This is a genomic window from Rhizobium sp. C1, from assembly GCF_021026335.1.
Lineage (GTDB): Bacteria > Pseudomonadota > Alphaproteobacteria > Rhizobiales > Rhizobiaceae > Ensifer_A.
In genome coordinates this window covers 119,475-145,688 of the sequence record NZ_JAJNCY010000005.1, presented here as the reverse complement: position 1 = coordinate 145,688, position 26,214 = coordinate 119,475, and the positions used below count along the sequence as shown (strand labels likewise).

Here is a 26,214-nt window from a genome sequence, read left to right as displayed (position 1 = left end):
GCTACCACCGTGTATCGGGCAGGATGACGTCGCCGATGCGGCCTACGGCGTAGCCATGCGCGGCCTCGGCGATGCGGATCGCAATGGCCAGCTCGGCGCGGCTCTGCGGAGCAAAGACGACGAGGCTTTGCGGCGGCACGGCACCGGCCATGTAGCGGGCAAAGGGATGAATGGTCGCCCAGCCGTGGTTGACGACCTTCTGCGCCCATTCGGGCCTTAGGCCCAGATGCATCGAGCCGTCCGGCCGGAGATTGACCCAGCAGGGCGCGCTGACAAAGGCTTCCGGCTGACCGCGCGCCATGTCTTCTTCCAGTCCCAAACCGAGTCCGGGGCTCCCAAGCGGCGTGTCAGCGGGAATGACGCCCGGGAGTTTGCCGATTGCCTCGGCCATGGCGTCGATGATATCCGGCGCAGCCTGCATCTCTTCCTGCAGGCAGGGCCATTTCGGCGAGAGCCTCGGCCGCGTCGCGGTCCTGCGGCCAAGCCGGCGCAGGCTGGGCGCGAGCATCCACACGGGCAGGTCGGAGGGTGTGCGTCTAGCCAAAGCTGTCATAGTGAATGCGGGTGATCGCAACGCCCGCCTCCTTGAGATGGGACTTCACGGCATTGACCATAACCGGCGGACCGGCGACGTAGAATTCCGTGGCGGCCGGATCGTAGGCGAGCGAGGCAAGCACATCGAGCGCCCGCCCGGTCGCATGGTCCGGCTGGCTCGTTTCCTCCTCGACGCATGGTGTGTAGGTCGCGCCCGCGATTGCGGCCGCCGCTTCGGCCAACTCATCCGAGGCAGCAAGGTCAGCCACGCGGCGGGCGCAATAGACGATATCGACGGGCGCTGCAAAATCGACGCTGTCGCGCGCAGCCTGCCGGACCAGCGACAGGATCGGCGAAATGCCGGTGCCGCCGGCGATGAAGATCTTGCGGCCCGGTCGTGGCTTCAGCGTGCAGGTGCCGAAGGGTGATTCCAATGTCAGCCGGTCGCCCGGCTGAAGGACGGCCAGCGCATTCGAGCCCGCGCCTCCGGGATAGCGCTTTGAGATGACCTGCAGGGTCTCGCCATCCGGAAGATTGCACATGGAATAGGCCCGGCGGAGCCTGTCGCCTAAATGTAGGATCGCATATTGACCGGGCAGGAAATCCGCCCCGCCCTCCGGGCGCAAGGTGAAGCGGCGGATTTCCGGCGCAAGTTCCTCGACCGCGACCAGTTCCGCCTCTTGCGTCCGGCAGGCAATCGCAGGCGATTGCGGCTCGCCCGGTGAAAGCTTGATGACGAGATCGCTACAGGCGATTGCCTGACAGGCGACCGTGCGGTTGAGCTTCTGGTCGCGCGGCGTCAGCGCCGGAGCAGCGGGAAACATAAGGTCCGTCTGGCCCTCGACAACCGTCACCTTGCAGCTTCCGCAATGGCCCCAGCCGCATTCGTAGGGAAGCGCGATGCCGTTACGCCGCGCCGCCTCCAGCAATGTTTCGCTGACTAACGTCCGAAAACGCCGTCCATCCGGCTCTATCGTTACCTGAAATGTCATGGCTCTGTCCGAGATGAAAGGACGGGCCGGCGGCAAGCGCCGACCCTTGACTGGTCAAAGCCCGTAATCGGCCAGCAGTTTCTGCTGCGCATCAATGGTGCGGCGGGCGATGCCGGCAGCACTGTCCGCCCCGCCTGCCCTAGCCAAACCTTCGGCAATGCCTCGAGCAGCCTTTTCGCCCAGCGCCTGCCAGCGGGCGGCCGTGTCCTTGAGAAGGCTTCGGTTTGATTCTGCCTTGCCGACCGCATAAGCGACGAGGCCCTTTGTGTTGTCTGCCGCATAGGTCTGATCGTGGGTGCGGAAATCGGCATGCAGCATGGAGAGAAGCCCATCGCCGCTGCGCTCGGCGATCTGCGCAAATTCCGTGTTGAACAGATGATCGAAGATCGGGCGCAGCACGAGCTGGCGCGAGGCGACGGCCTCGGTAAAGTCATAGGCGATCAGCTGCCTTTCGACGAGTTCGCGAAGCCCCTGCCATTCGGAACCTTGAGTCCAGGTTGCCCGCGCACGGTCGGTTGCGGCGAGGTCCGGGCGGCCGGTATCCATGGCGAGAACCTGCGCCAGATAGGCCTGGCGCTGCACCCGACGCATCTCGTTCGCCATCTGGAAATAGAAGGTGTTGGTGACGAAGGCGGAGGGTGCCATCTGGCCGATATAGACCGCACTCATCTGCGCTGCGTGGCCGGGGAAGCGCACCGGCAGGTAGAAATCGCGCAGGAAATCGAGCCATGCCGGGCTCAGCTTCTCGTAATGTCCCCGCGCCTCGAATTCGTCGATCAGGTTGTCGCAATAGACTTCGCGATCCTTCTGCTCCTCGACGAAGCGGCGATAGGTATAGGCGCGCACGTCGCGATAGCCTTCCCAGTCGTCAACGGAGGCGACGAGCGGGGAGTTCTCGCGGTTGGTGCGGTAGAAGACGTTGATGCTCCAGTCTTCCGAAAGCTCGAAGGGTGCCGGCTCGTTGCGGAAGTGGTTGTGGAACTTGAAGGTGACGGCCTCGTATTCCGAGGGCACGCGCCGTTCGGTCCAGAGGCTCCAAGGCTGCTTACGCTGCCGGCCTTGCGATTTTGCGACTGCCATAATCTTATCCTCCCGTTTGCATGGGCTCGCTTCCTCCAGCGGCATCATGCAGAAAATCCTTGAAACGAAGTGGCTTTCAGCCCTTCAGCGCCCATTCCCATTTGTCGTCCAGCGTCGTCAGGCGGCCCGCGAAGGAGACAAGGCTCGGCTCCAGCTCAGACAGCCGGAACGGCCGGCCGAGCTTTTCGACCATGGTGCGCTGGGTGAGCACGAATTCCTTCTCCGCCTGCACCCGGACATAGCCCGAGCGGTCCTCGACATAGATTTCGCGATCGGGATTATCCTCTTCCGCCGCGTCGATCACGGCGTTGATGATATCGTCGTCGACGCCGCGGATGATCGGACCGACGAGCTTCAATGTGGCTTCTTCCGTCATGGTTTTCCCCTAAACTTCTTCTGCTTCGTGGCGCAGGCGGCGCAACCGCCCGTCAGTCGGTACGCCGATCAAGACATCGTCGCCGTCCAGTCTGACGTCGTAGTGAAAGAGGCGGCAGCCGCTCGGATTGATGCCCTTGCCGGTCTCCATGCTGAATTCCCACTCATGCGCCGAACAGGTGATCGTGCTGGCATCGAAATCGATCTTGCCGTCGGCCAGCAAAATCTCCTGGTGGGGGCACATGCCCTGATAGGCCCTGATGCGGCCGCCCGGCATGTGGATGATGATGACCTGTTCTCCATCGACCTCGGCGTCGATGAAATCGCCCTCCCAGAGATCATCGAGCGTCGTGGCCTTCACCCAGTTCAGATCGTCATTCGACATAGCCGGCCTCAACGTAATCCATGGGACCGATGCCGCTTTCCGAAAACTTCATCGAGGCAGGCAACTGCCTGTCATTGAACCAGACGGCCATCGGCAGATTGCGCTCGGCAACGCGCAGGTTGACGGCGTGATGGGCGATCTTGGCGGCGACCGTCGCCATGTCGTCCTCGTCATCGACGGGGATGAGCTGCACCAGAAAATCGCCGTGAAAGGCGGCCTGCAATGGGACCATTGCCATTTGAAATTCCTCCCGTGAAATATGATCAGCGAACCGCCCCGCCGCCTCCCGCGGCGGGACAATCGCAAGCGTTGGCTTACTCAGCCGCCATGCGCATCTGCCGCGCCCAGGCGTAGTTGTCGGCGTCGTTACCGGCGACCTCGGGCGTGATGCTCATGTATTTGAGTGCGCCTTCGAGGTTCGGCGGCTGGATATGACCAGCGAGGAAGCGGTCTACGACCGAGAGATGCGTGTCGTAGCGCTCCGGCTGGCTCTTCCAGACCCACTCGCAGCCTTCCGAACAGAAGGTGACGCGGCGGCCCTTGTAGTTGAGCATGAAGGGCTTCTTGCCGACCGAGCGGCCCGTGACCGGCAGCTGGCAGCAATTGCAAACCATCGGCAGCGTTTCCGGATAGGTCTTCTCGATGCGCCCGGCGCGAACGTTTTCGGTGATCACGTCCCAATATTTGCCGAAGCGGTCGTTCCAGCCCGGATATTTCATTTCCAGCCAGTCGCGCTCGTCGGCGGACACGCCCGCATCCGGGTTCCACCAGACGGTCGGACGCCAGAACCAGACGCCGAGATGCTGGGCATGGTGATACCATTCAAGCTCGGGCAGGAAATGCTCTTCCCAGTACCAGGGAAGATCCATTCCGAGATCCTTGAACTGATCAACGAACTGGCGGCAGATCCACTCGGTCATGAACTCCTTGAAGCTCATCGTGCGGTGTTCGAGCGGGGTGTAATAATCCATCGAGAAGCCGGTCAGCAGGCCGAAGATACGCCACGAGCGCCAGAACATCTGGTCGACCAGCTTCTGCGCTTCCGCCTTCTTGCCGTTTTCGATGAGGATCTTCAGCGTCGGTTCGCCCTGCTGCGAATGGCGCGCCTCGTCGGTCTGGATCGAGGAGATCAGCGCGCCGAACTCGATATCGCCGACATGCAGCGCATCGGCCGACATGCCGAGGAATTGCAGGTTGGTGAAGCCGGTCTCGAAGGTGAAGGTGAGCTGGATGGCGGTGGAGACGGCATCGTTGGCGGTGAACATGTCGTCGAACAGCGAGCGCGCGGCAATCGCCGCCCATTCATTGGTATGGACCGTCTTGTGGGCCCAGTCCATCTGCGGGTCCTTGTCGGTCAGGCAATAGGGGAAGTAGATCTGCGCCTGGCCGTGGCGGCATTCGTCCAGCGTGCCGAAGCTCGCCATGTTGCGCCATGCGGCTGCACGGCCGAAACGGGCCATGCGGGCCTCGCCGATGGAGGCGAGATATTCCGGAATGGGGATCGCGCCGTAATGCGCCTTCACCGCCGATTTCCAGCCCTCGTCCAGCTTGTCATACATGTCGGAACGGGCGATGGTGGAGCGGATCGAATAAATGCCTGCATCCTTGCCGGCCTGGTTATGGACATATTCGCGGTAGGTCAGCTTGTAAGGCTCATCCCAGCCCCACCACTTCGTGTTTTCGATGCCGAAGCTCTTCGACAGTTCTTCCGGAAAAACTTCCTTGTCCGAGACATAGGTGAAGTCCCAGTTCATGTCGCGCGCGACATCGTAATAATCGTGACGTTGCAGTTTAGGCATCGAATTCACCTCCCAGTTCGATCCGTGCCGCCCCTCGAGAAGGGCGTGCGGCTTCCGGACGAAGCCGCTTTCAGCGCATGTCGTTTGCCGGTGCCTGACACGTGCTTCGGGCACGGTTCATCGTTCCCGCGCATGCTCCTCCACAGGCGCGGCGATCAGAGCTTCAACCCGGCAATGTTGTACGACTAAGGGCCAATTTAGACGGCTATCTTTGGTTTTCCTTTGGTTTCGGGGCTTTTCTTGAAAAGAATCAAGAGAGATCCGAAATTTCCGAAATGCGCTTTGTTTTCCGTTGGATAAACGAAAAGAACGGCCGGGCGGAAACCGCCACGGCCGTTCTCCTTTGGTCAGAACGGGTCTTACCGGCCGATGAGGTTCTTCAGCCGCTCCGGACCCTCGGCAAGATCGGCCGCACTCGGCGAAATGCCGGCAGCAATCAGGCGGCGGGCGACCATGTGTTCGCCGGGGCGGTTGACGCTATCGACGGCCAGAAGCCGGTCGCCGGCATAATGATAGACCGAGAAGGCCGGATCATCGGGCGCGCCAGTGCGCACATGCCGGTCAGCCTCGAAGGAAAGACCCGCCATCTGTAGTTTCATCGGCCCCTGATCGGACCAGAACCAAGGCGTTTCGCGATAGTCTTCGATCTTGCCCATGATGGTCTTGGCAACATGCTTGGCCTGATCGGAAGCGTTCTGCACCGATTCCAGCCGCACGCGGCGACCCGCCTGGGCATGCGGGAAATTGGCGACATCACCAATGGCGAAGATGGTCGGGTCCGTGCTCGCAAGCGTCGCATCGACAACGATACCGTTGTCGCAGGTCAACCCGGCATCGCGGGCGAGCGCATCATTCGCCGTTGCGCCGATGCCGACGAGAACCAGATCGGCAGGAACGGCCGTGCCATCCGCAAGCAGTACCGCCCTGACCTTGCCCGCCTCGCCCTCAAGCCGATCGATCCCGGTGGCGGTCAGAACGCGGATGCCGAGCTTACGATATTCCGCATCGACATGCGCCGCAACGACGGGCGAAACGGCTCGGCCGAGAATGGAGGGCGCAAGTTCGATGACGGTGACACTCTTGCCGAGAAGGGCAAAGGTCGCCGCCGCTTCCAACCCGATGAACCCGCCGCCGATGACGGCGATGTCGTTCGCCGTATTCATCGCGGCGCGCAGATGCGCGGCATCGGCGCGGGTGCGGATCGAATGGAGGCCTTCAAGATCGTGGCCGGTCAGTGTCAGCTTACGATTTGTCGCCCCCGTGGCAATGACCAGCCGGTCATAGCGAAGCTTCCCGCCTTCGGCGAAACGAATGGCTTGCGCCTGCCGATCAATCGCCTCGACCTTCCGGCCGAGCGCCAGTTCGATCCGCGCATCCACATAGGCTTTTTCGGCGCGCAGGATCTGCACGTCCTGGCTTACGTCTTTCAGGTAAGCCTTGGAAAGCGGCGGCTTGTGATAGGGCAGATCGGGCTCGTCGCTGACGAGATGGATCGGCCCGTCATAGCCCTCCTGGCGCAGGCTGAACCCGATCTGCGAACCGCCATGGCCTGCCCCGATGATGACCACGCCGCGCTGCATGGTTCAGGCCTCAGCCACGGTGACGGTGAGGCCATCTGTGGCCGCAGAGAGCTTGACCTGACAGCCTAGGCGGCTGGTCGGGCGCTGGTTGCTGGCCGTGAATTCCAGCGCATCCTGCTCCATCGCGTCGGGCGGATCGAGCCGGGCGAAATCCTCCTCCGTCAGATAGACATGGCAGGTGGCGCACATGCAGGAGCCGCCGCATTCGCCGATGATGCCGTCGACACCGGCGCGGGTGCCGGCCTGCATCAGGCTTTCGCCATTGACGACCTCGACGATGCGGCGCGTTCCATCGCGCTCGATGAATGTGACCTGGCTCATGATATTTCCTTCAAAGAAACTGTCTGCCGCCATCGACGATCAGGGTCTGGCCCGTCACGAAGGCAGCCTGCGGAGATGCGAGGAAGAGCGCGGCGCCCGCCATGTCTTCCGGCGTCGAGGCGCGCTTCAGCGCACCGCGCGTCACGCCATATTCGGAGGCGTTTTCCATCAGCCCGAGGCTCGCTTCCGTCAAGGTGAAGCCGGGCGCGATAGCATTGACGGTGATGTTGTCTCCACCAAGTTCGCGAGCGAGCGCGCGTGTCATGGCGATGATCGCGCCCTTGGAGGAAACGTAATGCAGCCATTCCGGCGAACCACTCATGACGGTCGCCGACGAAATATTGACGATCGCGCCGGATTTCTGCGCCCGCATCAACGGCGCGACGGCCTTCGTCGCCATCCACGCGCCCTTGACATTGACCGCCATGACGCGGTCCCACTCGTCCTCGGCAATCTGCTCAAAGCCCTTACGCTTCAACCCGGCATAGATGGCGGCATTGTTGACAAGGACGTCGATACGGCCACGCCAGTTTTTGACGTCGCCGACCAGAGCGTCGATCGAGGCGGCTTTCGTTACATCGACGCCAAATCCCAGCGCTGAACCACCATGAGCCGTAATCAGCTCCGCCGTCTCCCGCGCACCGGCCTCATTGAGATCGGCGGCGACGACGGCAGCGCCCTCGGCGGCAAAGGCGAGCGCAAAGGTACGCCCCAGCCCGCCCCCGGCACCTGTAATCAGCGCCACCTTGTCCTTAAACGTTTCGCCGCTCATCGCTGGCCCTCCAGTGTCGTCATGTCATCTAGCCAAGCCATGGCCTGACCTTGTGCGACCAGCGCTTCCGCCATCGCGCGCCCATCCTTGGTCAGCATCTGCGGGAGGACGAAGTCCTCAAGCATCGCGACCGTTTCCTTCGGCGGCGTTCCAAACCAGCCGCAAATCGTCTTCACGCCGTGGCTGGTAAAGCGCCAGAGCTTGTCGGCCTCCTTGACGATCTCGTCTTCCGGCGAGATCGCCTGCTTGCGCGTGTCGTGCCCGTCGATGATCGACAGCACCGTTTCGACATCGACGCCCAGAATGGCGAGCGCCTGCAGATGCGGCCGCGCAATCGCCACCCCCTCGACCTCATGCACGCGCTGAAGCTCCGGATATTTCGGCTTGGGCCCGACGGAGTCCGCCAGCTTTTCGACCGGCACCATCTTCCAGCCGACATCGTGGAAAAGGATCGCGGTGAGCACCGTCGCCTCATCTACCTCGGGGCGCAGTTTCAGCAGCGCGCGGGCAAGCTGATAGGAGATCAGCGTGTGCTCGTCATTGGAGCGCACATCGAGATAGGGCCGGGCCGCAAGCCAGGTGGGAATGTCGCGTTCGAGAAGCGCGCCGCTCATCAGAGCCCCTCCTTGTAGGAGAGATAGATGCTCTTGTATTCGAGATAGGCCTCGATGCCGAAACGGCCCTTTTCGCGCCCGAAACCGCTTTCCTTCATGCCGCCAAAGGGCATGGTGTGGCTGGAGCGGTGAATGTTGTTGACCCAGACCGAACCCGCCTCGATCCCCTCGGCAAGTGTCAGCGCTGTCGCGAGATTTTCCGAAAAGACGAAGCCGGCAAGCCCATAGCGCGTCTGATTGGCGAGTTTCAGCACCTCGCGGCGATCGTCGAAAGGCATGATGCCGAGAACCGGGCCGAATGTCTCTTCGGTCATCACCAGCATGGAGTGATCGGCATCGGCAATCAGCGTCGGCGGGAAGAACCAGCCGCCATCGTAGAGCCCGCCGGTCAGCCGCTTGCCGCCGGTCAGGATGCGCGCGCCCTTCTGCCGGGCGTCATCGCTCTGGCGTTCGGAATTGCTGTAGATCTTCTGGTTGACCAGCGGCCCCATGGCACACGATGCATCGAACCCGTCGCCAACCTTCAGCTTGTCGACATGCCCCTTCAGCTTCGCGAGAAAAGTCTCGTAGACCGGACGCTCCACATAGCAGCGGTTGACGCGGTAGCAGAACTGGCCGGAATTGGCGAAGCCGTGGCGGGCTATTGCCGCGGCGGCGACATCGAGATCGGCATCCGAACAGACGATGGCCGGGCTCTGGCCGCCAAGTTCCAGTGTCAGCCGCTTCATTGTCTGCACGGCTGCGGCGGCAATCGCCTTGCCGGCAGCGGTTCCGCCGGTAAACGCGATCTTGCGCGGCACGGGATGCTCGATCATCGCCTTGCCGATCCCCGATCCCCGGCCCGTCACCACATTGAACACGCCGGCGGGGAAGCCCGCGCGGTGGAAAAGATCGGCCAGCATGAGCGTCGAAAGCGGCGTATCCTCCGCGGGCTTCGCCACCATCGTGCAGCCGGCAATCAGCGCCGCGCCAAGCTTGAAGGTGAGCAACGTGATCGGATAGTTGAAGGGCGTGATCGCCACGACAACGCCGACCGGTTCGCGCGTCACCAGCATCTTTTCCCCGGCCACCGAGGTGATCGGCATTTCGGCGGTGAGCCGCAGACCTTCCTCGGCATAGACATCGAGCAGATCAGCCGAACGCTCGATTTCGGTGATGGCAGCGGCAAGCGGGCGGCCAAGCTCCAGCGTCAGCGTCCGGCCGATGGCCTGCGCTTCGGCGCGCATCAATTGCGCGGCCGCTTTCTGGAGACGGGCGCGCTCGGCAACCGGCGTGCGCTTCCAGGTCTCGAAGGCGCGTTCGGCGGCGGCAATCGCGCGGTCTGCATCCTCGGCGGCCCCGGTGGGCACGGTGTCGATGACATCACCGGTCGCCGGATTGGTGACGTTCTGGCGCAAGCCGGCCAACGCCGGGACGAATGCGCCGTCGATGAACATGTCCATGGGTTACATCCGTTCAGATCAGGTGAAGCAGGAGCGCCCGGCGCGTGATCGCCAGTTCCTCGGTTGCCATTTTCAGGCCGGCTTCGGTTTCGAGCTGTTGCAGGCCGGTGGCTTCCAGCCGGTCGGCATATTGATGCGGGTTCATCTTGAACCAGTCGCAGGCGACCGAAACGCCGGTGACGGTGAAGCGCCAGAGCTTGTCGGCATCGCGCACCAGCCGGTCGTTCAGGTGCCGGGGCTCAGGCCGCGTATCGTGCCCGTCGATGATTTCGCCAACGGCGGCAATGACATGTTCCGGCCAGCCGGTCCGTTCCAGCACCTCGCGGGAGAGGCGCACGCCCTCGCTTTCATGCAGGAAGCGGACATCCGACTGCATCATGTTCGGGCCGAAACCCTTTTCGAAAATGTCGGTCGCGTCGATCGACCACCAGCCGATATCGTGGAGCAGGATGGCAAGCGACACGATATCCTCGTCAGCCTCCGGATAGACCTCCAGGAGCTTGCGCGCGAAGGCGTAGGAGAGCGGAATATGCACGTCGTTCTTGCGCGCCCGCATATAGGTCTCGGCAGCGCGCCAGACGGCGTCGTAGCGGCCGGTCTTCAAGGAAATGTTCACGGTTCTCGTCCTTGCAGTCGTGTCCAGAGACGGGCCAGCGCGACGCCGGCCCGCCATGCTTGGTTCAGGCTCAGCCGATGATCCGGACTTCGCCCGTCGCGCCATCGACGCGCAGCATCTGCCCGTTCTTGATCGTCGAGGAGGCATTGCCCGTGCCGGTGACGGCGGGCAGGCCGTATTCACGGCAGACGATCGCGGCGTGGCTCATCATGCCGCCGATATCGGTGACGGTGGCCTTGATCTTGCCGAAGACGGGCGCCCAGGAGGGTGCCGTGACTGGCGCGACAAGAATTTCGCCGTCCTGGATGAGGTTCAGTTCATCGGCCGAGCGGATGACGCGGGCGCGCCCTTCCGCAATGCCCGGCGAGGCGGCCATGCCGGTGAGCTTCGACTTGTCGCTGCCGCCATCGAGCCAGCGGGCGATCGATTCCGACGTGATGCCCCAGAGCATGATGGTGAAGGGCTCGGTGATCACTTCCGGCGGGTTGTTCAGCGCCGGCTGCGGCGGTTGCGTCGCGAGCGTTGAAAGGATCGCCTTGCGCTTGGCAATCACTTCCGGCCAGTAGACCGGCCCGATCGGCTCGCCGCCGACAGCCCAGGCATTCCCGTAGTCGAACAGCGCGTCGCGCACCTCCTGACGGTTCAGGAAGAACATGTCATCGGCATTTTCGAAGAAGCCCTGACCATGGAGAATGGCGCTGAGTTCCCGCATCTTGCGCCAGAACACGCTCATCGACCAATGTTCGATGTAGAAATTGTGGTTCTCGACGTAAGGGAAGACGGCGCGGGCGAGACCGAGCTTGCCTTCAAAGACTGGGCGCAGCTCGTCTGACAGAAGCTCGGCATACTCGGCCGTGATCCGGTCGCGCTCGGCGGCGATCTTCTCCGTTGGACGGTCGATCGTCTCGCCCTTTTCGAGCTTGGCAATGTAGTCGCGGATATAGCCGAGCGGGATGTCGAGATGCTCGATCCAGTATTTGTCGGTCGAGTAGAAGCCATTGCCCGAGGTGAAGTTGAACCACGGGTCCTGCGCGGCCTTCCATGCATCCAGCCATTCCTTGCCGCCCGAAACCGTGGCAACGCGGGCCAGTGCCTCGTCGGCCGTACCGGTCTTCAGCGCATCGGCGACACCGAGCTTGAGAGCGAGCTTTGAGAGCTTCTTCAGCTCGTCATCCGGACGGAAGAGATCGACATCCACGCCCTGCACCATCTTGGCGATCGCCTGGTCCGGAATGGTCGGGAACTGCTCCTTCAGGAAGCCGAAGAAGTCGAGATAGGCGGCATAGCCGAGGTTGAGGAACTCGAAGTGATATTGCCAGGTCTTGTAGAGAAGCTGGATCGCGCGATCATAGCTCTCCATCATGAAATAGGTGTTGTCGAGGCCGACGCCGTCCTTCACCCATTCGACCGGAACGACCTCGGGCAGCGGCTCGAAATGGATGGCTTCCATGTCGGCAATGTTCGCCTTGACCTTGACCATCCAGTTATCGAGCAGCGAGGCCCAGTTCTGGAAATAGTGGCCCGCGCGGTCCATGAACTGCGGCACGCGCGCCGCGATATTCTCCGGTGCGACCGCCAGCGGCGACATGTAGCAATAGCCGTTATGGATACGATAATCGACGCCATTGGCCGGCGGGATCAGATAGTGGCGCGTGTTGTACTGGCCGAGACATTTGACAGCGAATTCCACCGTGATCGTGTCGAAGGGCTTGAACGGGCTCGGCCAATGCTGGCTGTCGCAGAACCAGAACTTGCCTTCCTCCTTGGCGCGGATCTTGTCATTGAACAGAAGGTAATAGGGATAAAGTTCCTCCCAGCCCTCGGCGCCCTTGGGGGCTTTCAGGTCATACGGGCTCGGGAATTTCATGTGGCTTGTCACGGGTCTCTCCTCCTTGAACCGCGTTCAATTCTTCAATCTGGTGGGTCAGCTCTTGGCCGACAGGGGCGACATCAGCGTTCCGAGAACACCCTCGATCCCCATGGCATAGGTCTTGGCCGGCGCTTGCGCCTTCTTCTGGCTCCAGACGGTTTCCGGGCGGCTTTGCAGCGCGACAAGGTTCGCGCCATCCGGAAGATCGGCATCGATCGCCCATTCCACGTCCTGCGGGCAGCCCATCTTGCGCTCCAGCGACTTGGCAAGGCCCGCAACCGCAATGACCTCGCCATCGCTGAGCGAGGGCAGCGTCCGCCGCTCCGGTTCGATGACGCGATCAACGGTACGGCGAAGTGCGCGATCGGCGACGAGTTCGTGGTCCTTCTCGGCGATGCGCCGCTTCGTGACCTGCATCATGACCTTTTCGACGACGAAGTTGTCGGGCGTGATCTCGCCGGACACGACCGGCTCGCCGAGGCCGAAGGCGGAGTCGATGACGATCTTGGTGCGGTCGCCATTGATCGGGTCGAGCGTCATCGCGACACCGGCCGCCTTGGCATTGACCATCTTCTGCACAGCGACGCTCATCAGCACTTCAAGCTGGCCGAGATTGTTCTTGGCGCGATAGGAAATGGCGCGAGCATTGAAGAGGCTCGCCCAGCAGGCGCGGACCTGCTTCACAACATCGTCAGCGCCCGTCACCCAGAGATAGGTGTCCTGCTGACCGGCAAAGCTCGCATCCGGCAGGTCTTCGGCCGTCGCCGAGGAGCGCACCGCCACCGGCAGATCGTCCGAGGGCGACATGTCGACATAGGCGCTGCGGATCGAAGCCTCGATACGGGAGGGCAGCGGTGTCGAGCAGATTTTCTCGCGGATCGCAGCCGCCTTCATCGCCTCATCGGCGACATTGCCGATCTCGATACTGTCGATGATGCCTTGAAGCACGGGCTTCAGGCCCGAAATGTCGAGGAATTCCGCATAGGCATCCGTCAGCACCGCAAAGCCGGCCGGCACGGCGACACCGGCGGCGATCATGCGGGCAAGGCTGGCGCATTTGCCGCCCATCTTCGGAAAATCGGCTTCCGACGCCTGATCGAAGGCAAGGATGTAGTGGTTATGGTTTGCGGCTGTCATTGATCTCTCTCCCGGACAGGCTTTGGGCGCCCATCCCTCTTGTTCATGCTGTTTTCAAAGTAACCGGTCGCTCCTCAGCCGACCGGCCACTCCACATGCAAAGCCGTCGGCACCCGGAAGGAAATGTTGCGGACGAAGTCAAAGCTCTGGTCCTGCTTCAGGCGCATGTCCGGCAGACGACGCGTCAGTTCCTCCAGTGCGATGCCGAATTCCAGCTTGGCCAATTGCTGGCCGAGGCAGAAATGGATGCCATAGCCGAAGGACAGGTGGTTGCGGGCATTCGTCCGGCGGATGTCGAAGCGGTCCGGCTCGCTAAACACGCTGTCGTCGCGATTGGCGGAGCCCATGATGAGCAGGATGTTGGAATTGGCCGGGATCGGCACGCCGCCGATCTCCGCATCCTGTGTCGCCCGGCGCCGCCAGGCGACGATGGAGGGGCTGAAGCGCAGGCTTTCCTCGACCGCGCCGGGGATCAGCGACGGATCGGCCACCAGCGCTTCCCAGTTTTGCCGATAGGTCAGCAGCTCGCGAACGCCATTCGCCATCAGCGTCGTTGTCGTTTCATGACCGGCGAAGAGCACGGAATAGAGAAGCCCCGCAATCTCGGCATCGCTGATATCGGCACCTTCCTGCTTCAGGCGAACGAGATCGCCCGGCAGGTCGTCCGACGGCGTCTCGTAGCGCGCCTTCACCAGTGCCTGGCAATAGTTCCAGTAGTCGACCATGTTGCGCGCATGCGGCAACTGTTCGTCGTCGGTGAGGTTCGCCCAGGTCAGCAGCGCGCGGCTGAGCGCCCAGCTTTTGACGCGGGGAACATCACTGTCCGGGACGCCGACCAGCTTGAAGAGAACCAGCGCCGGCACGTCATAGGCAAATTCCGAGAAGAAGTCGGCCTTGCCCTTGTCGATGAAAGCGTCGATCGCCTTGGTCACGATCTCGCGGATCTGCGGCTCGATGGCCTTAAAGCGGCGGGGACCGAAGCAGGTCTGCGCGATCTTGCGGATGCGAGTGTGGTCTGGCGGAACGCGGGCCGAGAGGCCGGAATAGGCGGTGAAGCCGCCCTGGCGCATGATCTCCTTGCCTTCCGCGCACATCGGCCGAACGGGGGCCTGTGCATTATCGGAAGCAAAAACCTGCCAGTTGTCGAACACGGCCTTTATGTCGGAATAACGGGTAACGACGTGATAGCCGATGTCGTCCGAATAGAAGACGGGATGTTCGGCGCGTGCCCATTCGTAGAAGGCGAAAGGGTCCTGCATGTCGAACGGATCGAACTCGCTGGACGCGTTCGAAAACGGGCACTGACGTGCCGCAGCCGATGTCGCTGTCATTGTTTCCTCCCATGACAGAAGGGCTTCGAAGCCCCGTGATGAAGATGACATTAGCCATCCATCTTTGGTTTATCTTTAGGCCGGGAAGGGCGGCCTTTGGTCGCGTTTCAGGCCTGCCTTCCCGCCTTCAATGCGTCATAGGTGGCCTTGACCGCGGCACTCTTTGGCCGGTCGTCGAAATGGGTGAGCGAACCGAGATAAAGCTTGTACTGCCGGTCGATCGCCTCCGGACGGCCCTGGGCAGCAAAGACCCGCATCGCCTCTTCATGCGCGATCTCGCAGACCGGATCGATATTCAGCGCCTTCTGGCAATGGGCGAGCGCTGCCGAATAGTCCTGCCGCTGGCGGTAGATGCTAGCGGCGTTGCGCTGCACCTTGAAAAACATTTCGCGCAGCCAGTAGCGCTTGGACCAGCACCAGTCGCGCTCGTTGTCGTCGGCATATTCCGGCGGAATATCGGCGAAGAGGTCGCCCGTATAGAGCCGGTCGGCGGCCTGAAGACAGATCATCGCCTCGTCCAGCGCGCCGGCCTTCATATGGGTGATCGACTGGCGGCAGAGCTGTTCGAAGGTCGAAATATCGAGCCAGCTCTTGTCCGGCGGCACCAGCACATAACGCGAGGAATCGCGGATGAGATATGTCGCACCCTGCTTGTCGCCATCCTGGCTCAGCGCGGCGCGAAGATAACGCACTGTATGATAAAGCCGGTTCCGCCCGGCCTCGACCGTTTCCGCCTCCGGCCAGAGGAGGTCGGTCAGTTCATCGGCGCTCGCCCCTTCGCCACCCTTCTGGAGCAGATACGCAAAGAGAGTCTTCGTCTTGCGTGTCGCGCCGCCCGGCGTGTCCCAGATGATCTGCGACCCGTCATTGCGATAGATGCGCAGCCGCCCGAAGCAGCGGATCTTCCAGCGGTCGCGCGCCTCGAAGCCGGCAAAGGCTGGCTCCTCCGCCGTCTTGCGCAACAGCCACATGGGGTCGGCGCCTTCGGCGGCATGGATTTCACTATCGCCGGAGGCCGGCGCAAGGTCGGGTGAAAGTGCATTGAGCCAGTGATCAACCTGCTGGCGCAGCGTGCCACGCGTCAGAAGCTTAGCCGGCAGCCAGTGCGGATTGTCATGCAGGCCGGCTTCGGTCAGGATCTGCGGATGGCCGCGCAGCGCGGTCAGCAACTGCTCGTCAATCATCAGGTTACGATTGTAGAGCGAGATCAGCGGACAGCCGATCGTATCGGCCAGCCGCTCGGCAATTTCCGTCCATGTCTCGAAATTGGCCGCCGCCGAATTGGTGGCGAGCGTCCAGCTCATGTCGACGATGAGCACCGAGTGTTCACGGCGCTCCACGGACTCGACCCAGGTTGTTACACGCTGCAGGATGGTCTTGAACGAGATCGGCGTTTCGAGAAACCCGGCATCGCGAAACGACATGAGCTTCAGGCTCTCCCTCCGTTTTGTGCCGCGACTGCGCAAGGGTTTCGTCTGCGGCCAATGATCGGAAATCACCAGCACTTCCGGCGCGTCCGCCACATGGCGGAGCGCTTCAGCAAGGCTCGTCGCCTGCCGACCGATGCCCGAGACGAACATCGCCAGATTAGCCGTCTTGCTGCTGATGTCTCCCGCCATTGTCTTTTTCGCTGAAATACAGACCGATAATGGCGATAGAGATTATTGAACTTCCGCATGTCCGGCAAGGCATAGCCGCTGCGGTATATATACGATCAGCGATATAATGTCGCCGGAACAGAGCTTCAGGTTTTGGCCGTCACGTTCGCCTGCCGCCGGGCCAAAAATTTCAGAGTCAGTTTCTCCAGATTGCTGTCCAGCCATCGCGCCATGTCGATTTCCTCATCGAGGTTTTTTCGCAACGGCTCGATGGTGGCAGAATAGCCGCCACGCGCACCAATAGCGATCAATGACTGATAGGCGGCGATCTCGTAGTTTTCGAACGCAAAATTGGCGAAACTGTTCTTGAGGATTTCGTCGCCGGCAATCGCATGCCCCAGAGCCGCGAGAGTGCCGGTCAGGGAGAGCGCCGTATCCTTGAGCGTTGAATTGTTCTCGCCGAGACTGTCGAGAATTGTGCCGAGCCGTTCGAGTTGGCCTTCGGTTTCACGGATATGTGTTTCGAGCCGGGCGGCGACATCCGGGTAATTTTCGATCCGCGAAAGCTGCGGCTTCATGATTGAAAGCGCCTGGTTTTCCATGGCGTGGGCATTCTTGAGCCCCGTCACGAAAATATCGCGGATTTCCGAACTGTCCTGCATCGTCTCTTCCTTCCGTTGGGCGCAACGGCGCCTGTGTATGCGCCGCTCTAACCAGATTGAGCGGCGTCTGTTCCGGATGGGAAAAGAGGGTGCCCCACCCCCGGCAAAGGAAGAGGGTGGGGCTAGAACCGACCGGTTTTGGGGGGCTCCGGTCGGTTCATGGCTACGGCACGTCGGTGGGGTCGACCGAGGGTGCCGTATGATGGCCGGGTATGGTTTCCGGATCGGGCCTCTTCGTCCGGAAGAGCCGGAGCACGAAGACGAAGAAGGCGGGTACGAACACGACCGCCAGCAGTGTGGCCGAGATCATGCCGCCGAGAACCGTGATCCCGATGGCGTTCTGGCTGGCCGCGCTGGCGCCGCTTGCAATCGCCAGCGGCACAACGCCAAGGGTGAAGGCGAGCGACGTCATCACGATCGGGCGGAAGCGCAGGCGCGCCGCCTCGATCGCCGCATCCAGTAGCGACATGCCTTCGGCATAATGGTCCTTGGCGAACTCGATGATCAGGATGGCGTTTTTCGCGGAAAGCCCGATAATCGCGATGAGGCCGACCTTGAAGTAGATGTCGTTCGGCATATGCACCCCGGTCACCGCGAGCACGGAGCCGATGAGGCCGAGCGGCACGACAAGCATCACCGAGAGAGGGATCGACCAGCTTTCGTAAAGCCCTGCCAGCAGCAGGAAGACGAAGAGGAGGCTGAGGCCGAAGAGGAACGGCGCCTGCGAGCCGGACTTGATTTCTTCCAGCGTCTGGCCGGTCCATTCATAGCCGATCCCGGCCGGCAGGGTGCTCGCAAGCTTCTCCATTTCGGCGATCGCGGCACCGGAAGAGACACCTTCGGCCGGTTCGCCCGAGATGCGGATTGTCGGATAACCGTTATAGCCGACAAGCTGCGGCGAGCCCTTCTGCCATTGCGCAATCGCAAAGGAGGAGAGCGGAACCATGCCGCCGCTTGCATTGCGCACGTTCAGCTTCAACAGGTCTTCTGCCTGAAGACGGCTGTTGTCGCGGGCCTGCACGATGACGCGCTGCATGCGGCCCGCATTCGGGAAGTCGTTGATATAGGACGAGCCAAGGTTGGCGCTGATCGTGTTGTTGATGTCGCTGAAGCTCACACCGAACGTGTTGGCCTTCTCGCGGTCGATCACCAGGAGAACCTGCGCAGCATCAGGCAGACCCTCAATGCGCATGTTCTTCACCAGCTTTCCGGCGTTCGCCTTCTGCATGAGTTCTGCGGCGGCAGCAGAAAGCGTTGCCTGACCCACACCGTTGCGGTCCTGCAGGCGGAAGGAGAAGCCGCCCGTGGCGCCGAAACCCGGAATGGGAGGCGGCGAGAGCGCGAAACTCGTGGCATCCTTGAGCCCGAAGAGCTTCATGTTCATCCGGTTGGCGATATCCTGCGCCGAATTGTTGGCGCCGCGCTCGCTCCAGTCCTTCAACGTGACGAACATCAACGCCGCGTTGGGGCCGGTGCCGGAGAAGCTGAAGCCCTGGATGGCGATGACATCGCGCACGGCCCCTTCGGCCTTCAGAAGCTTTTCGATCTGCTCGACCGTTGCCTTGGTGCGGTTGGCGCTGGCTTCCGGCGGGCCCTCGATATTGACGAGCAGGTTGCCCTGGTCTTCGGCGGGTACGAAGCCGGAAGGAAGCTGGACATAGAGATAGCCAAGGCCGACGACGAGGGCCAGATAGATGACCATCATCCGCCCCGCGCGGCGGGTGAAGCTTCCGGTGGTCCTGACATAACCCTTGGTCAGCCCGGAGAACCCGCGATTGAACCAGCCGGCCAGGCCCTTCTTCTCGTGATGATCCTTCGTGATGGGCTTCAGGAAGGTGGCGCAGAGTGCGGGCGTCAGCGACAGCGCCAGGAAGGCCGAGAACAGGATCGAGACGACCATGGTCAGCGAGAACTGGCGATAGATGATGCCGGTCGATCCGGGGAAGAAGGCCATCGGCACGAAGACGCAGGTGAGAACCAGCGTGATGCCGAGAATGGCGCCGGTGATCTGCGACATGGCCTTGCGCGTCGCCTGCTTCGGCGACAGCCCTTCCTCCGCCATGATGCGCTCGACATTTTCGACGACGACGATCGCGTCGTCGACCAGGATGCCGATGGCCAGAACCATGGCGAACATGGTGAGCACGTTGATGGAGAACCCGGTCGCATACATGATCGACAGCGTTCCCAAGAGCGCCACCGGCACGACGATCGTCGGGATCAGCGTGTAGCGGAAATTCTGCAGGAAGATCAGCATGACCACGAAGACCAGCGCGACGGCCTCGATCAGCGTGTGGAACACCTTCTCGATGGATGCCTGCACGAAGGGGCTTGTGTCATAAGGGGTGGAATAGACGACGCCCTTCGGGAAGAATTTCGACAGTTCTTCCATTTTTGCCTTCACGGCGGACGAGGTCGCAACCGCGTTGCCTGTGGAGGAGAGCTGGATGCCCATGGCAGCGCTCGGCTGTCCGTTGACGCGGCTCGAGAAATTGTAGGTTTCGGCGCCCAGTTCGATGCGCGCGACGTCCTTCAGGCGCACCGTGCTGCCATCGGAATTGGCGCGCAGGATGATATCGCCGAAGGCTTTCGGATCGCTCAGCTGACCCTTGACGATGACGGAGGCCGTCAGGTCCTGCGTCACGGGGTTCGGGGCTGCGCCGATCTGGCCGGCGGCGACCTGGGCATTCTGGGCCCGGATGGCATTGCCGATATCGGTGGTCGTCAGATTGAGACCGACCATCTTGTCTGGATCGATCCAGATACGCAGCGCGCGTTGCGCGGCGAAGAGCTGTGCGCGACCGACGCCGGGGATGCGGCGGATTTCGCCAAGCACGTTGCGGTTCAGGTAGTCGCCGAGCGCCACGTCATCCATGCTGCCGTCCGAAGAGGTGAGCGTCACCACCATCAGGAAGCCGGAGGCGGCCTCTTCGACGTTGATGCCCTGCGACACGACGGCGGAGGGCAGGCGCGGTTCCACGCGACGGATGGCATTCTGCACATCGACCGAAGCCTGGTTGATGTTGGTTCCGGCGCGGAATGTTGTATTAATGGAGATCATACCCGCCGTGTCCGAAGTGGACTCGAAATACATGATCCCCTGGACGCCGTTCAGTTCGTCTTCAATGAGACGGGTCACACCCTGGTAGATTTCCTGCGGCGATGCGCCGGGATAGGTCGCGGAGATAGAAAGCTGCGGCGGCGCGACCTGCGGATACTGCGCGATCGGCAGGAAGGGCAGGGAGATCAGGCCGGCAATCGAAATGAAGAGCGCGAAGACCCAGGCCAGGATCGGCCTGCTGATGAATATCTGTGCCATGATCCGTCCTACTTGGCCTGAGCGGTCGGGGTCTTGCCGGCATCGGCCGGCGGCTGAGGCTGGTTCGGTTTTTCCGGCGCCCACGGCTGCGGCACGACCTTGCCATCGGGCTGCACCTTCTGAACACCATCAACGATCAGCTTTTCGCCTTCCTTGAGACCGGATTCGACAACCCAGTCCTGATCGAGCGACTGGCCGAGCTTGACGTCGCGCAGCTTGGCGGTGCCATCAGCGGCCACCACATAGACCTGCGGTCTGCCATCCTGCGTTCTGAGAACCGACCGTTGCGGAATCGTGATGGCGCCCTGCTGGATAGCCTGCTCGATGCGAATGCGGACATACATGCCGGGCAGCAGCTCCGTCCGCGGATTGGGGAATTCGGCGCGCAGCGTCACTTGGCCGGTCGTTGGATCGACACTGGCGCTGGAGAAGAGCAGCTTGCCCTTTTCGGGATAGGTCGTCCCGTTGTCGAAGACAAGCGAAACACGGGCCTCGCCAGGCTTCGGGCTTTCGAGCTTGCCTTCGCTGACGGCCCGGCGAAGGGCGATCAGGTCCTGAGCCGACTGTGTGAAGTCGACATAAACAGGGTCGATCTGCTGAATCAGCGCAAGATTTGCCGTTCCGTCAGCCGTCACCAGCGCGCCTTCCGTCACCAGCGCGCCTCCGATGATGCCGGAGATGGGCGCGCGGACTTCCGTGTAGTCGAGGTTGATCTTGGCTTCGTCCAGAGCCGCCTGTGCCAGCGCAACGTCGGCTTCGGACTGGGCCAGCGCGACGGAGGCGTTGTCGAAGTCGATGCCGCTTGCCACGTTGCGCTCGCGCAGCGTCTTCTGCCGCTCGAACTGCACCTTGGCATTGTCGCGCGTGGCTTCTGCCCGGCGAAGCGACGCTTCGGCGCTCTCGACACGGACCCGGAAAAGCCGCGAATCGATGCGGTAGAGCACGTCGCCCTGGTTCACCTTGGTTCCCTGCTGGAACACTCTCTCCTGCAGGATGCCGGACACACGGGGGCGAACTTCGGACACGCGGGTCGCGGCGACACGGCCTGGAAGTTCGCTGACGACCGGAACGGCATGAGCCTTGAGGTCGAGGACGCCAACGGCCGGCGGCGGCATTGCCGGAGCCTCTTGCGCGCGGCTCGCGGACGTGGCGAAAGCGAAGACGGAAACCGCCAGCAGGTACGCCTGCAAACGTCTCTTGGACTGGCTACGGGACATCGTGACGTTCCTTCACTGCGATGCGGATCAGCCGTGCGACTGAATGTTCAGGTTTCGGGATAGGCGGAATACAATGTCCGGATGCCTTCAAGGATCCGGGCTCGCTCCTGCTCATCCCAATGGTGGAAGCCAAAGAAAGAAGTGCATTGGAAACCAGAGAGTGCAAGATAAGCAAGCAGCGCAGCCTCGGGCTTCGGGCCGGCCTTCATGGCTTCGAGATCGGCCAGCGTCCATTCGCGCATCTGCTTGTGCAGAGCCTCTTCATGTGAGACCGACGCGCTGATCGCCATCGCAACCGCCCGATCAACATCGTCGATCTCGCGCTCGGCCGCCTTGAGGCGTCCGAACAGCTCCGGATGCAGCGTGTCCTTCGCTTCAGCAATGGCTTTGGCTTGGCTGTCCATCTCCGCGGTCAGCCGGCGGTCGATCAGGGCACAGAGAAGGGCACTCTTCGACTTGTGATCATAGACCACCGTCGATTTGCTCACACCGGCTTCCTGCGCCACGGCATCTATCGAGAGCCCAGCCGCACCGAGCTTCATAACGACCCGCTCGGCGGCGTCGAGGATGTCGTCCTTCATGATCTTGCGTATGCGGCCCAAGGCGCTCTCCTGTACGTGATCGCTATTTACGAACGTTCGTTTTTAATTTCAAGTATAAAAAAACGATCGTTCGCAAAATTTCGTTGCGATGTACGCCGAGGAGAGGAGCACATGGCCGGGGCGGCGGTCGTGTGCTTTCAGGCGGGGGCGCCAGGCGTGTGCAGGAGGGCGAATAGCTTACTCTGCGTAGCCGATGATTCCCTTGATCTCGAGAAAGTCGTCGAGGCCGAATTCGCCATATTCGCGGCCGTTGCCGGACTGTTTCATGCCGCCGAACGGGGCATAGGTGTCCCAGGCGGGATAATTGATATGGACATTGCCGGCCCGCAGCCGCCGGGCGACGCGGCGGGCGCGATCGAGATCGGACGACGAGACATAGGCGGCAAGGCCGTAGACTGTGTCATTGGCGATGCGGATGGCATCCTCCTCGTCCTTGTAGCCGATGATGGACAGGACCGGCCCGAAGATTTCCTCGCGCTCGATCCGCATGCCCGGCTTGACGTCAGCGAAGACGGTGGGGCGGACGAAGTAACCGCGGTTCAAACCTTCCGGGCGGCCAAGCCCGCCGGCTGCCAGCGTCGCGCCTTCCGATATGCCTGACGCGATGAGGTCCTGGATCTTGTCATACTGCATCTGGCTGACGACCGGACCGAGCTTGACGCCATCGCGATCCGCCGGACCGACGGTCACGGAGCCGGCGGCTTCCGCAGCAACCGATGCGGCCAGATCCATCCGCTCCTGCGGCACCAGCATGCGTGTCGCCGCATTGCAGGACTGCCCGGTATTGTCGAAACATTCCAGCGTCCCCTCACGCACGGCAGCCCTGAAATCGGCTTCCGCGTCCTGGAGGATGATGTTGGCGGACTTGCCGCCGAGTTCCTGATGCACGCGCTTGACGGTGGCCGCTGCGGCCTTGGCGACGGCGACGCCGGCGCGGTTCGAGCCGGTGATCGAGATCATGTGGACGTCCGGATGCGATGCCATGGCCTCGCCAACCGTCGGGCCGTCGCCGTTGATAAGGTTGAACACGCCGGCGGGAACGCCCGCTTCATGCATGATTTCGGCAAAGACGAGCCCGCTGATCGGCGCGACTTCCGAAGGCTTCAGGATCATGGTGCAGCCAGCGGCCAGCGCCGGGGCGACCTTGCAGGTGATCTGGTTGAGCGGCCAATTCCACGGGGTGATCATCGCGACAACGCCGATCGCTTCCTTGGCGACCAGCGTCTTGCCGATCATCCGCTCGAAGCGGTAGCCCTTCATCACGTCGATCATGGTGCGGATATGTGCACCACCACTGCCAACTTGGTTTTCCAGCGCCATTTTCTTCGGCGCACCCATTTCATGCGAGATCGCCCAGGCAAGATCTTCCGCGCGCTTCTGGTAGACGGAGAGAACGGACTTCAGCAGCTCCAGCCGCTCCGCCGGTGTCGTCAGGTAGAAACTGTCGAACGCGGCGGATGCTGCGGCCACGGCGCGGTCCACATCGCCCTTGCCGCCCAGCGCAATCTCCGCAAAGGCTTCCTCGATGGAGGGATCGATGACCTCGAGCTTGCCCTGCGGATCGACCGGATCGACCCAGGCACCGTTGATGTAGAACTGGCCGTATTGCTTCATCGGAAACTCCTGCAAGAACTGCTGACATGCCGTTATAGCGATTGACGATATTCAACATTTGATCATAATTCAATGCGATTTGATCAAATTATGGAGGGAATCTCTCCCGCCCGCATAACCGCATCTCATCCCCCGAAGGAGTTGCCATGTCCGAACACGCCCTGATCCTGATCGACTTCCAGAACGACTATTTCGAAGGCGGCGCGTTTCCGCTGGAGAAGACCGATGCGGCGGCTGCCAATGCGGCTAAGCTGGTCGACCGCTTCCGCAAGGCCGGGCGGCCGGTCATCCATGTCCGGCATCATTCGACGGAAGAGGATGCGGCATTCTTCGTGCCGGGGACGGAAGGTGCGGAGATCCGCACGTCGGTTGCGCCTGCTGCCGGAGAGCCGGTGGTGACGAAGTCCAACATCAATGCCTTTCTGGACACGGACCTGAAAGCGCTGCTCGACACGCGCGGCATCCGCCATGTCACGGTCGTGGGCGCGATGAGCCACATGTGCGTGGATGCCTTCGTGCGCGCAGCATCCGACTTCGGCTATGGCGTGACGGTGGCGCATGATGCGGTTGCCACGCGCGAATTGGCTTTCGCCGGCCGCACCGTTCCGGCGGCGGACGTGCATGCCGCATTCATGTCCGCGCTGGCCTTCGCCTATGCCGAGGTCGCCTCGACCGAAGACCTGCTGCAACGATGATGAAAAGCGCCGCCGCTGAGGATGCGGCGGCGCCTGTCTCTCTCAGAGACCGAGCGCGATTCCGTCCTTGCGGGATTCCGAGGCGCCGGTCAGCGTTCCGTTTTCCCAGTCGATGCGGATGACCTGCGCGCCGCCGATCGGGTCTTCGGTTGGCACGATCTCGAAGCCGCGCGCCTTCAGTTCCGCGATGGTGGCCGCCGGGACGGTCTGCTCCACCTCGATCTTTGGCTTGAGACCGCTCGCCGGGACCAGACGCGGCAGGTCGATCGCGTCCTGCATGTCCATGCCGTAGTCCAGCACCTTGGAGATCAGGTGGGCATGGCCCATGGCCTGATAATAGCCACCCATGACACCGAAGGACATGTCTGTGCGTCCGTCCTTCGTCACCATGCCGGGGATGATCGTGTGCAGCGGCCGCTTTTCCGGCGCGATCACGTTGAGATGCCCGCGCTTCAGCGAGAAGCTCTGCCCGCGATTGTGGAGGATGACGCCGGATTTCGGCGCCATGATGCCGGTGCCGAAGCTGTCGAAGACGGAGTTGATGAAGCTGACCGCGTTCCGCTCGGAATCGACGACGGTGATATAGACCGTGTCCGGATGCAGCGGCAGCTCGAAAGAGGGCAGGTCGACAATCGCCCGCTTCAGGTCGATCATCCCGGCAAGCTTCCTTGCCAGATCGCCCGACAGCATTTCCTCGATCGGGACATTTACCTTGGAAGGATCGGCGAGCCAGGTGTCGCGCGCCGCATAGGCCAGGCGCGTGGCTTCCAGTTCGATATGGATGCGGTCGACGTCGTCTGGTGCGCCCTTCGCCTCGAAATGCGAGAGGATGTTGAGGATCATCAGCGCGATGATTCCTTGCCCGTTCGGCGGGCATTCGTGGATTGTGTAGCCGCGGAAATTGGTCGTGACCGGCGTGACATATTCGCCCCTGGCGGCGGCAAAGTCTTCCAGCGTATGCAGCCCGCCAAGTTCGCGCAGGCGGTTCACCATGTCTTGCGCCACCGCCCCGCGATAGAAGCCGTCGCGGCCTTCGGCGGCGATCTTTCTCAGCGTCGCGCCCAGTTCCGGCTGGCGATGCATTTCACCGATACGCGGCGCGCGGCCGTCGATGAGAAGGATGCGAGCGGCGTGCTCGTCGGCGGCGAGAAGTGGTGTTTCCTTCGCCCAGTCGCGATGGACGCGCGGCGAAATCGCATAGCCGTTTTCGGCAAAGGCAATGGCAGGCGCCAGCACATCGGCGAGCGGCAGTCGGCCGTGATCGGCATGCAGGCGCGTCCAGGCATCGATGGCGCCGGGAATGGTGACGGCTGAAGGGGATGCGCGCGGAACTTCCGTCAGGCCGCGCTCTTCGAACCAGTCCACGGTGAGTGCGGCGGGCGTGCGCCCCGAGCCGTTATAGGCAATCACCTGATCGCCGCCCTTCGGCGCATAAAGCGCGAAACAGTCACCACCGATGCCGGTCGAGCCCGGCTCGACGACGCATTGGACCGCGCAGGCGGCAATGGCCGCATCCATCGCGTTGCCGCCGGCCTGCAGGATGTTGATCGCGGCCAGCGTTGCTGACGGATGCGAGGTCGCGGCCATCGCCTGGGCGGAGACGGCGACCGAACGCGTCGGCGTTTCGAAATTGCGCATTGCCTTTTGAACTCCCTGATA

General features: G+C 62.1%; 24 protein-coding genes. 1 reads left to right on the top strand and 23 read right to left on the bottom strand.

The genetic code is table 11. The annotated features are described in order from the left end of the window. Window position 1 precedes the first annotated feature (1 nt). The 22 genes from LQK83_RS12695 to LQK83_RS12590 form a co-directional block, all read right to left on the bottom strand. Window positions 2-544 carry a luciferase domain-containing protein gene (locus LQK83_RS12695; RefSeq protein WP_230837770.1) on the bottom strand — a complete coding sequence of 181 codons (543 nt, stop codon included), beginning with the start codon at window positions 542-544 and terminating at the stop codon, window positions 2-4. Further along, on the bottom strand, window positions 537-1,526 hold the full coding sequence (locus LQK83_RS12690) for a 2Fe-2S iron-sulfur cluster-binding protein (protein ID WP_230837769.1): 990 nt from the start codon (window positions 1,524-1,526) through the stop codon (window positions 537-539). The genes LQK83_RS12695 and LQK83_RS12690 overlap by 8 nt, the downstream gene beginning before the upstream one ends. Window positions 1,527-1,580: 54 nt before the next feature. Then, window positions 1,581-2,606, bottom strand: coding sequence for a toluene hydroxylase (locus LQK83_RS12685; protein WP_230837768.1), 1,026 nt, complete (start codon window positions 2,604-2,606; stop codon window positions 1,581-1,583). Between the two features lie 76 nt (window positions 2,607-2,682). Further along, window positions 2,683-2,982 carry an MmoB/DmpM family protein gene (locus tag LQK83_RS12680; RefSeq protein WP_230837767.1) on the bottom strand — a complete coding sequence of 100 codons (300 nt, stop codon included), beginning with the start codon at window positions 2,980-2,982 and terminating at the stop codon, window positions 2,683-2,685. Window positions 2,983-2,991: 9 nt separating this feature from the next. Continuing rightward, window positions 2,992-3,366 carry a Rieske 2Fe-2S domain-containing protein gene (locus LQK83_RS12675; protein WP_230837766.1) on the bottom strand — a complete coding sequence of 125 codons (375 nt, stop codon included), beginning with the start codon at window positions 3,364-3,366 and terminating at the stop codon, window positions 2,992-2,994. Beyond that, complete coding sequence (locus LQK83_RS12670; RefSeq protein ID WP_109854881.1) at window positions 3,356-3,604, bottom strand: toluene-4-monooxygenase system B family protein; 249 nt, start codon at window positions 3,602-3,604, stop codon at window positions 3,356-3,358. The genes LQK83_RS12675 and LQK83_RS12670 overlap by 11 nt, the downstream gene beginning before the upstream one ends. A gap of 76 nt (window positions 3,605-3,680) precedes the next feature. Then, window positions 3,681-5,165 carry an aromatic/alkene/methane monooxygenase hydroxylase/oxygenase subunit alpha gene (locus LQK83_RS12665; protein ID WP_230837765.1) on the bottom strand — a complete coding sequence of 495 codons (1,485 nt, stop codon included), beginning with the start codon at window positions 5,163-5,165 and terminating at the stop codon, window positions 3,681-3,683. 359 nt (window positions 5,166-5,524) lie between these two features. Beyond that, a complete protein-coding gene (locus LQK83_RS12660; RefSeq protein ID WP_230837764.1) occupies window positions 5,525-6,745 on the bottom strand; it encodes an NAD(P)/FAD-dependent oxidoreductase in 1,221 nt (406 codons plus the stop codon). Window positions 6,746-6,748: 3 nt separating this feature from the next. Further along, window positions 6,749-7,066 carry a 2Fe-2S iron-sulfur cluster-binding protein gene (locus tag LQK83_RS12655; RefSeq protein ID WP_230837763.1) on the bottom strand — a complete coding sequence of 106 codons (318 nt, stop codon included), beginning with the start codon at window positions 7,064-7,066 and terminating at the stop codon, window positions 6,749-6,751. 10 nt (window positions 7,067-7,076) lie between these two features. Continuing rightward, on the bottom strand, window positions 7,077-7,838 hold the full coding sequence (locus LQK83_RS12650) for an SDR family NAD(P)-dependent oxidoreductase (RefSeq protein ID WP_230837762.1): 762 nt from the start codon (window positions 7,836-7,838) through the stop codon (window positions 7,077-7,079). After that, a complete protein-coding gene (locus LQK83_RS12645) occupies window positions 7,835-8,452 on the bottom strand; it encodes an HD domain-containing protein (RefSeq protein ID WP_230837761.1) in 618 nt (205 codons plus the stop codon). The genes LQK83_RS12650 and LQK83_RS12645 overlap by 4 nt, the downstream gene beginning before the upstream one ends. After that, a complete protein-coding gene (locus LQK83_RS12640; protein ID WP_230837760.1) occupies window positions 8,452-9,894 on the bottom strand; it encodes an aldehyde dehydrogenase family protein in 1,443 nt (480 codons plus the stop codon). The genes LQK83_RS12645 and LQK83_RS12640 overlap by 1 nt, the downstream gene beginning before the upstream one ends. A 13-nt stretch (window positions 9,895-9,907) precedes the next feature. Further along, window positions 9,908-10,510, bottom strand: coding sequence for an HD domain-containing protein (locus LQK83_RS12635; protein WP_230837759.1), 603 nt, complete (start codon window positions 10,508-10,510; stop codon window positions 9,908-9,910). A gap of 70 nt (window positions 10,511-10,580) precedes the next feature. Continuing rightward, window positions 10,581-12,389 carry a PEP-utilizing enzyme gene (locus tag LQK83_RS12630; protein ID WP_230837758.1) on the bottom strand — a complete coding sequence of 603 codons (1,809 nt, stop codon included), beginning with the start codon at window positions 12,387-12,389 and terminating at the stop codon, window positions 10,581-10,583. A gap of 45 nt (window positions 12,390-12,434) precedes the next feature. Continuing rightward, entirely contained in the window at window positions 12,435-13,517 is a 1,083-nt protein-coding gene (locus LQK83_RS12625) for a PEP/pyruvate-binding domain-containing protein (protein WP_230837757.1), read from the bottom strand. Between the two features lie 74 nt (window positions 13,518-13,591). Then, complete coding sequence (locus LQK83_RS12620; protein ID WP_230837756.1) at window positions 13,592-14,848, bottom strand: cytochrome P450; 1,257 nt, start codon at window positions 14,846-14,848, stop codon at window positions 13,592-13,594. Between the two features lie 107 nt (window positions 14,849-14,955). Beyond that, window positions 14,956-16,467 carry an AfsR/SARP family transcriptional regulator gene (locus LQK83_RS12615; protein ID WP_230837755.1) on the bottom strand — a complete coding sequence of 504 codons (1,512 nt, stop codon included), beginning with the start codon at window positions 16,465-16,467 and terminating at the stop codon, window positions 14,956-14,958. 125 nt (window positions 16,468-16,592) lie between these two features. Next, the gene (locus LQK83_RS12610; RefSeq protein ID WP_230837754.1) at window positions 16,593-17,108 is read right to left on the bottom strand and encodes a ferritin-like domain-containing protein; all 516 of its coding nucleotides are present in this window, start codon (window positions 17,106-17,108) and stop codon (window positions 16,593-16,595) included. 163 nt (window positions 17,109-17,271) lie between these two features. Continuing rightward, complete coding sequence (locus LQK83_RS12605; RefSeq protein ID WP_230837753.1) at window positions 17,272-20,427, bottom strand: efflux RND transporter permease subunit; 3,156 nt, start codon at window positions 20,425-20,427, stop codon at window positions 17,272-17,274. 8 nt (window positions 20,428-20,435) lie between these two features. Continuing rightward, a complete protein-coding gene (locus LQK83_RS12600) occupies window positions 20,436-21,644 on the bottom strand; it encodes an efflux RND transporter periplasmic adaptor subunit (protein WP_230837752.1) in 1,209 nt (402 codons plus the stop codon). 47 nt (window positions 21,645-21,691) lie between these two features. After that, window positions 21,692-22,225 carry a TetR/AcrR family transcriptional regulator gene (locus tag LQK83_RS12595; protein ID WP_230837751.1) on the bottom strand — a complete coding sequence of 178 codons (534 nt, stop codon included), beginning with the start codon at window positions 22,223-22,225 and terminating at the stop codon, window positions 21,692-21,694. A 198-nt stretch (window positions 22,226-22,423) separates the two neighbouring features. Continuing rightward, on the bottom strand, window positions 22,424-23,860 hold the full coding sequence (locus tag LQK83_RS12590; protein WP_230837750.1) for an aldehyde dehydrogenase family protein: 1,437 nt from the start codon (window positions 23,858-23,860) through the stop codon (window positions 22,424-22,426). 146 nt (window positions 23,861-24,006) lie between these two features. Between LQK83_RS12590 and LQK83_RS12585 the strand changes: the two genes are divergently transcribed. Then, a complete protein-coding gene (locus LQK83_RS12585) occupies window positions 24,007-24,555 on the top strand; it encodes a cysteine hydrolase family protein (RefSeq protein ID WP_230837749.1) in 549 nt (182 codons plus the stop codon). Window positions 24,556-24,597: 42 nt separating this feature from the next. On the opposite strand, the gene ggt is transcribed toward LQK83_RS12585, so the two are convergent. Continuing rightward, a complete protein-coding gene (gene ggt / locus LQK83_RS12580; protein WP_230837748.1) occupies window positions 24,598-26,193 on the bottom strand; it encodes a gamma-glutamyltransferase in 1,596 nt (531 codons plus the stop codon). Window positions 26,194-26,214: the final 21 nt, after the last annotated feature.

Excerpts from the sequence above, each read along its gene's own strand:
- LQK83_RS12690 (WP_230837769.1), bottom strand. The coding sequence starts at position 1,526 with ATGACATTTCAGGTAACGATAGAGCCGGATGGACGGCGTTTTCGGACG.
- LQK83_RS12585 (WP_230837749.1), top strand. The coding sequence starts at position 24,007 with ATGTCCGAACACGCCCTGATCCTGATCGACTTCCAGAACGACTATTTC.
- LQK83_RS12660 (WP_230837764.1), bottom strand. The coding sequence starts at position 6,745 with ATGCAGCGCGGCGTGGTCATCATCGGGGCAGGCCATGGCGGTTCGCAG.
- LQK83_RS12645 (WP_230837761.1), bottom strand. The coding sequence starts at position 8,452 with ATGAGCGGCGCGCTTCTCGAACGCGACATTCCCACCTGGCTTGCGGCC.
- LQK83_RS12600 (WP_230837752.1), bottom strand. The coding sequence starts at position 21,644 with ATGTCCCGTAGCCAGTCCAAGAGACGTTTGCAGGCGTACCTGCTGGCG.
- LQK83_RS12590 (WP_230837750.1), bottom strand. The coding sequence starts at position 23,860 with ATGAAGCAATACGGCCAGTTCTACATCAACGGTGCCTGGGTCGATCCG.
- LQK83_RS12680 (WP_230837767.1), bottom strand. The coding sequence starts at position 2,982 with ATGACGGAAGAAGCCACATTGAAGCTCGTCGGTCCGATCATCCGCGGC.
- ggt (WP_230837748.1), bottom strand. The coding sequence starts at position 26,193 with ATGCGCAATTTCGAAACGCCGACGCGTTCGGTCGCCGTCTCCGCCCAG.
- LQK83_RS12615 (WP_230837755.1), bottom strand. The coding sequence starts at position 16,467 with ATGGCGGGAGACATCAGCAGCAAGACGGCTAATCTGGCGATGTTCGTC.
- LQK83_RS12655 (WP_230837763.1), bottom strand. The coding sequence starts at position 7,066 with ATGAGCCAGGTCACATTCATCGAGCGCGATGGAACGCGCCGCATCGTC.
- LQK83_RS12605 (WP_230837753.1), bottom strand. The coding sequence starts at position 20,427 with ATGGCACAGATATTCATCAGCAGGCCGATCCTGGCCTGGGTCTTCGCG.
- LQK83_RS12610 (WP_230837754.1), bottom strand. The coding sequence starts at position 17,108 with ATGCAGGACAGTTCGGAAATCCGCGATATTTTCGTGACGGGGCTCAAG.
- LQK83_RS12650 (WP_230837762.1), bottom strand. The coding sequence starts at position 7,838 with ATGAGCGGCGAAACGTTTAAGGACAAGGTGGCGCTGATTACAGGTGCC.
- LQK83_RS12665 (WP_230837765.1), bottom strand. The coding sequence starts at position 5,165 with ATGCCTAAACTGCAACGTCACGATTATTACGATGTCGCGCGCGACATG.
- LQK83_RS12620 (WP_230837756.1), bottom strand. The coding sequence starts at position 14,848 with ATGACAGCGACATCGGCTGCGGCACGTCAGTGCCCGTTTTCGAACGCG.
- LQK83_RS12625 (WP_230837757.1), bottom strand. The coding sequence starts at position 13,517 with ATGACAGCCGCAAACCATAACCACTACATCCTTGCCTTCGATCAGGCG.
- LQK83_RS12675 (WP_230837766.1), bottom strand. The coding sequence starts at position 3,366 with ATGTCGAATGACGATCTGAACTGGGTGAAGGCCACGACGCTCGATGAT.
- LQK83_RS12595 (WP_230837751.1), bottom strand. The coding sequence starts at position 22,225 with ATGAAGGACGACATCCTCGACGCCGCCGAGCGGGTCGTTATGAAGCTC.
- LQK83_RS12640 (WP_230837760.1), bottom strand. The coding sequence starts at position 9,894 with ATGGACATGTTCATCGACGGCGCATTCGTCCCGGCGTTGGCCGGCTTG.
- LQK83_RS12685 (WP_230837768.1), bottom strand. The coding sequence starts at position 2,606 with ATGGCAGTCGCAAAATCGCAAGGCCGGCAGCGTAAGCAGCCTTGGAGC.
- LQK83_RS12670 (WP_109854881.1), bottom strand. The coding sequence starts at position 3,604 with ATGGCAATGGTCCCATTGCAGGCCGCCTTTCACGGCGATTTTCTGGTG.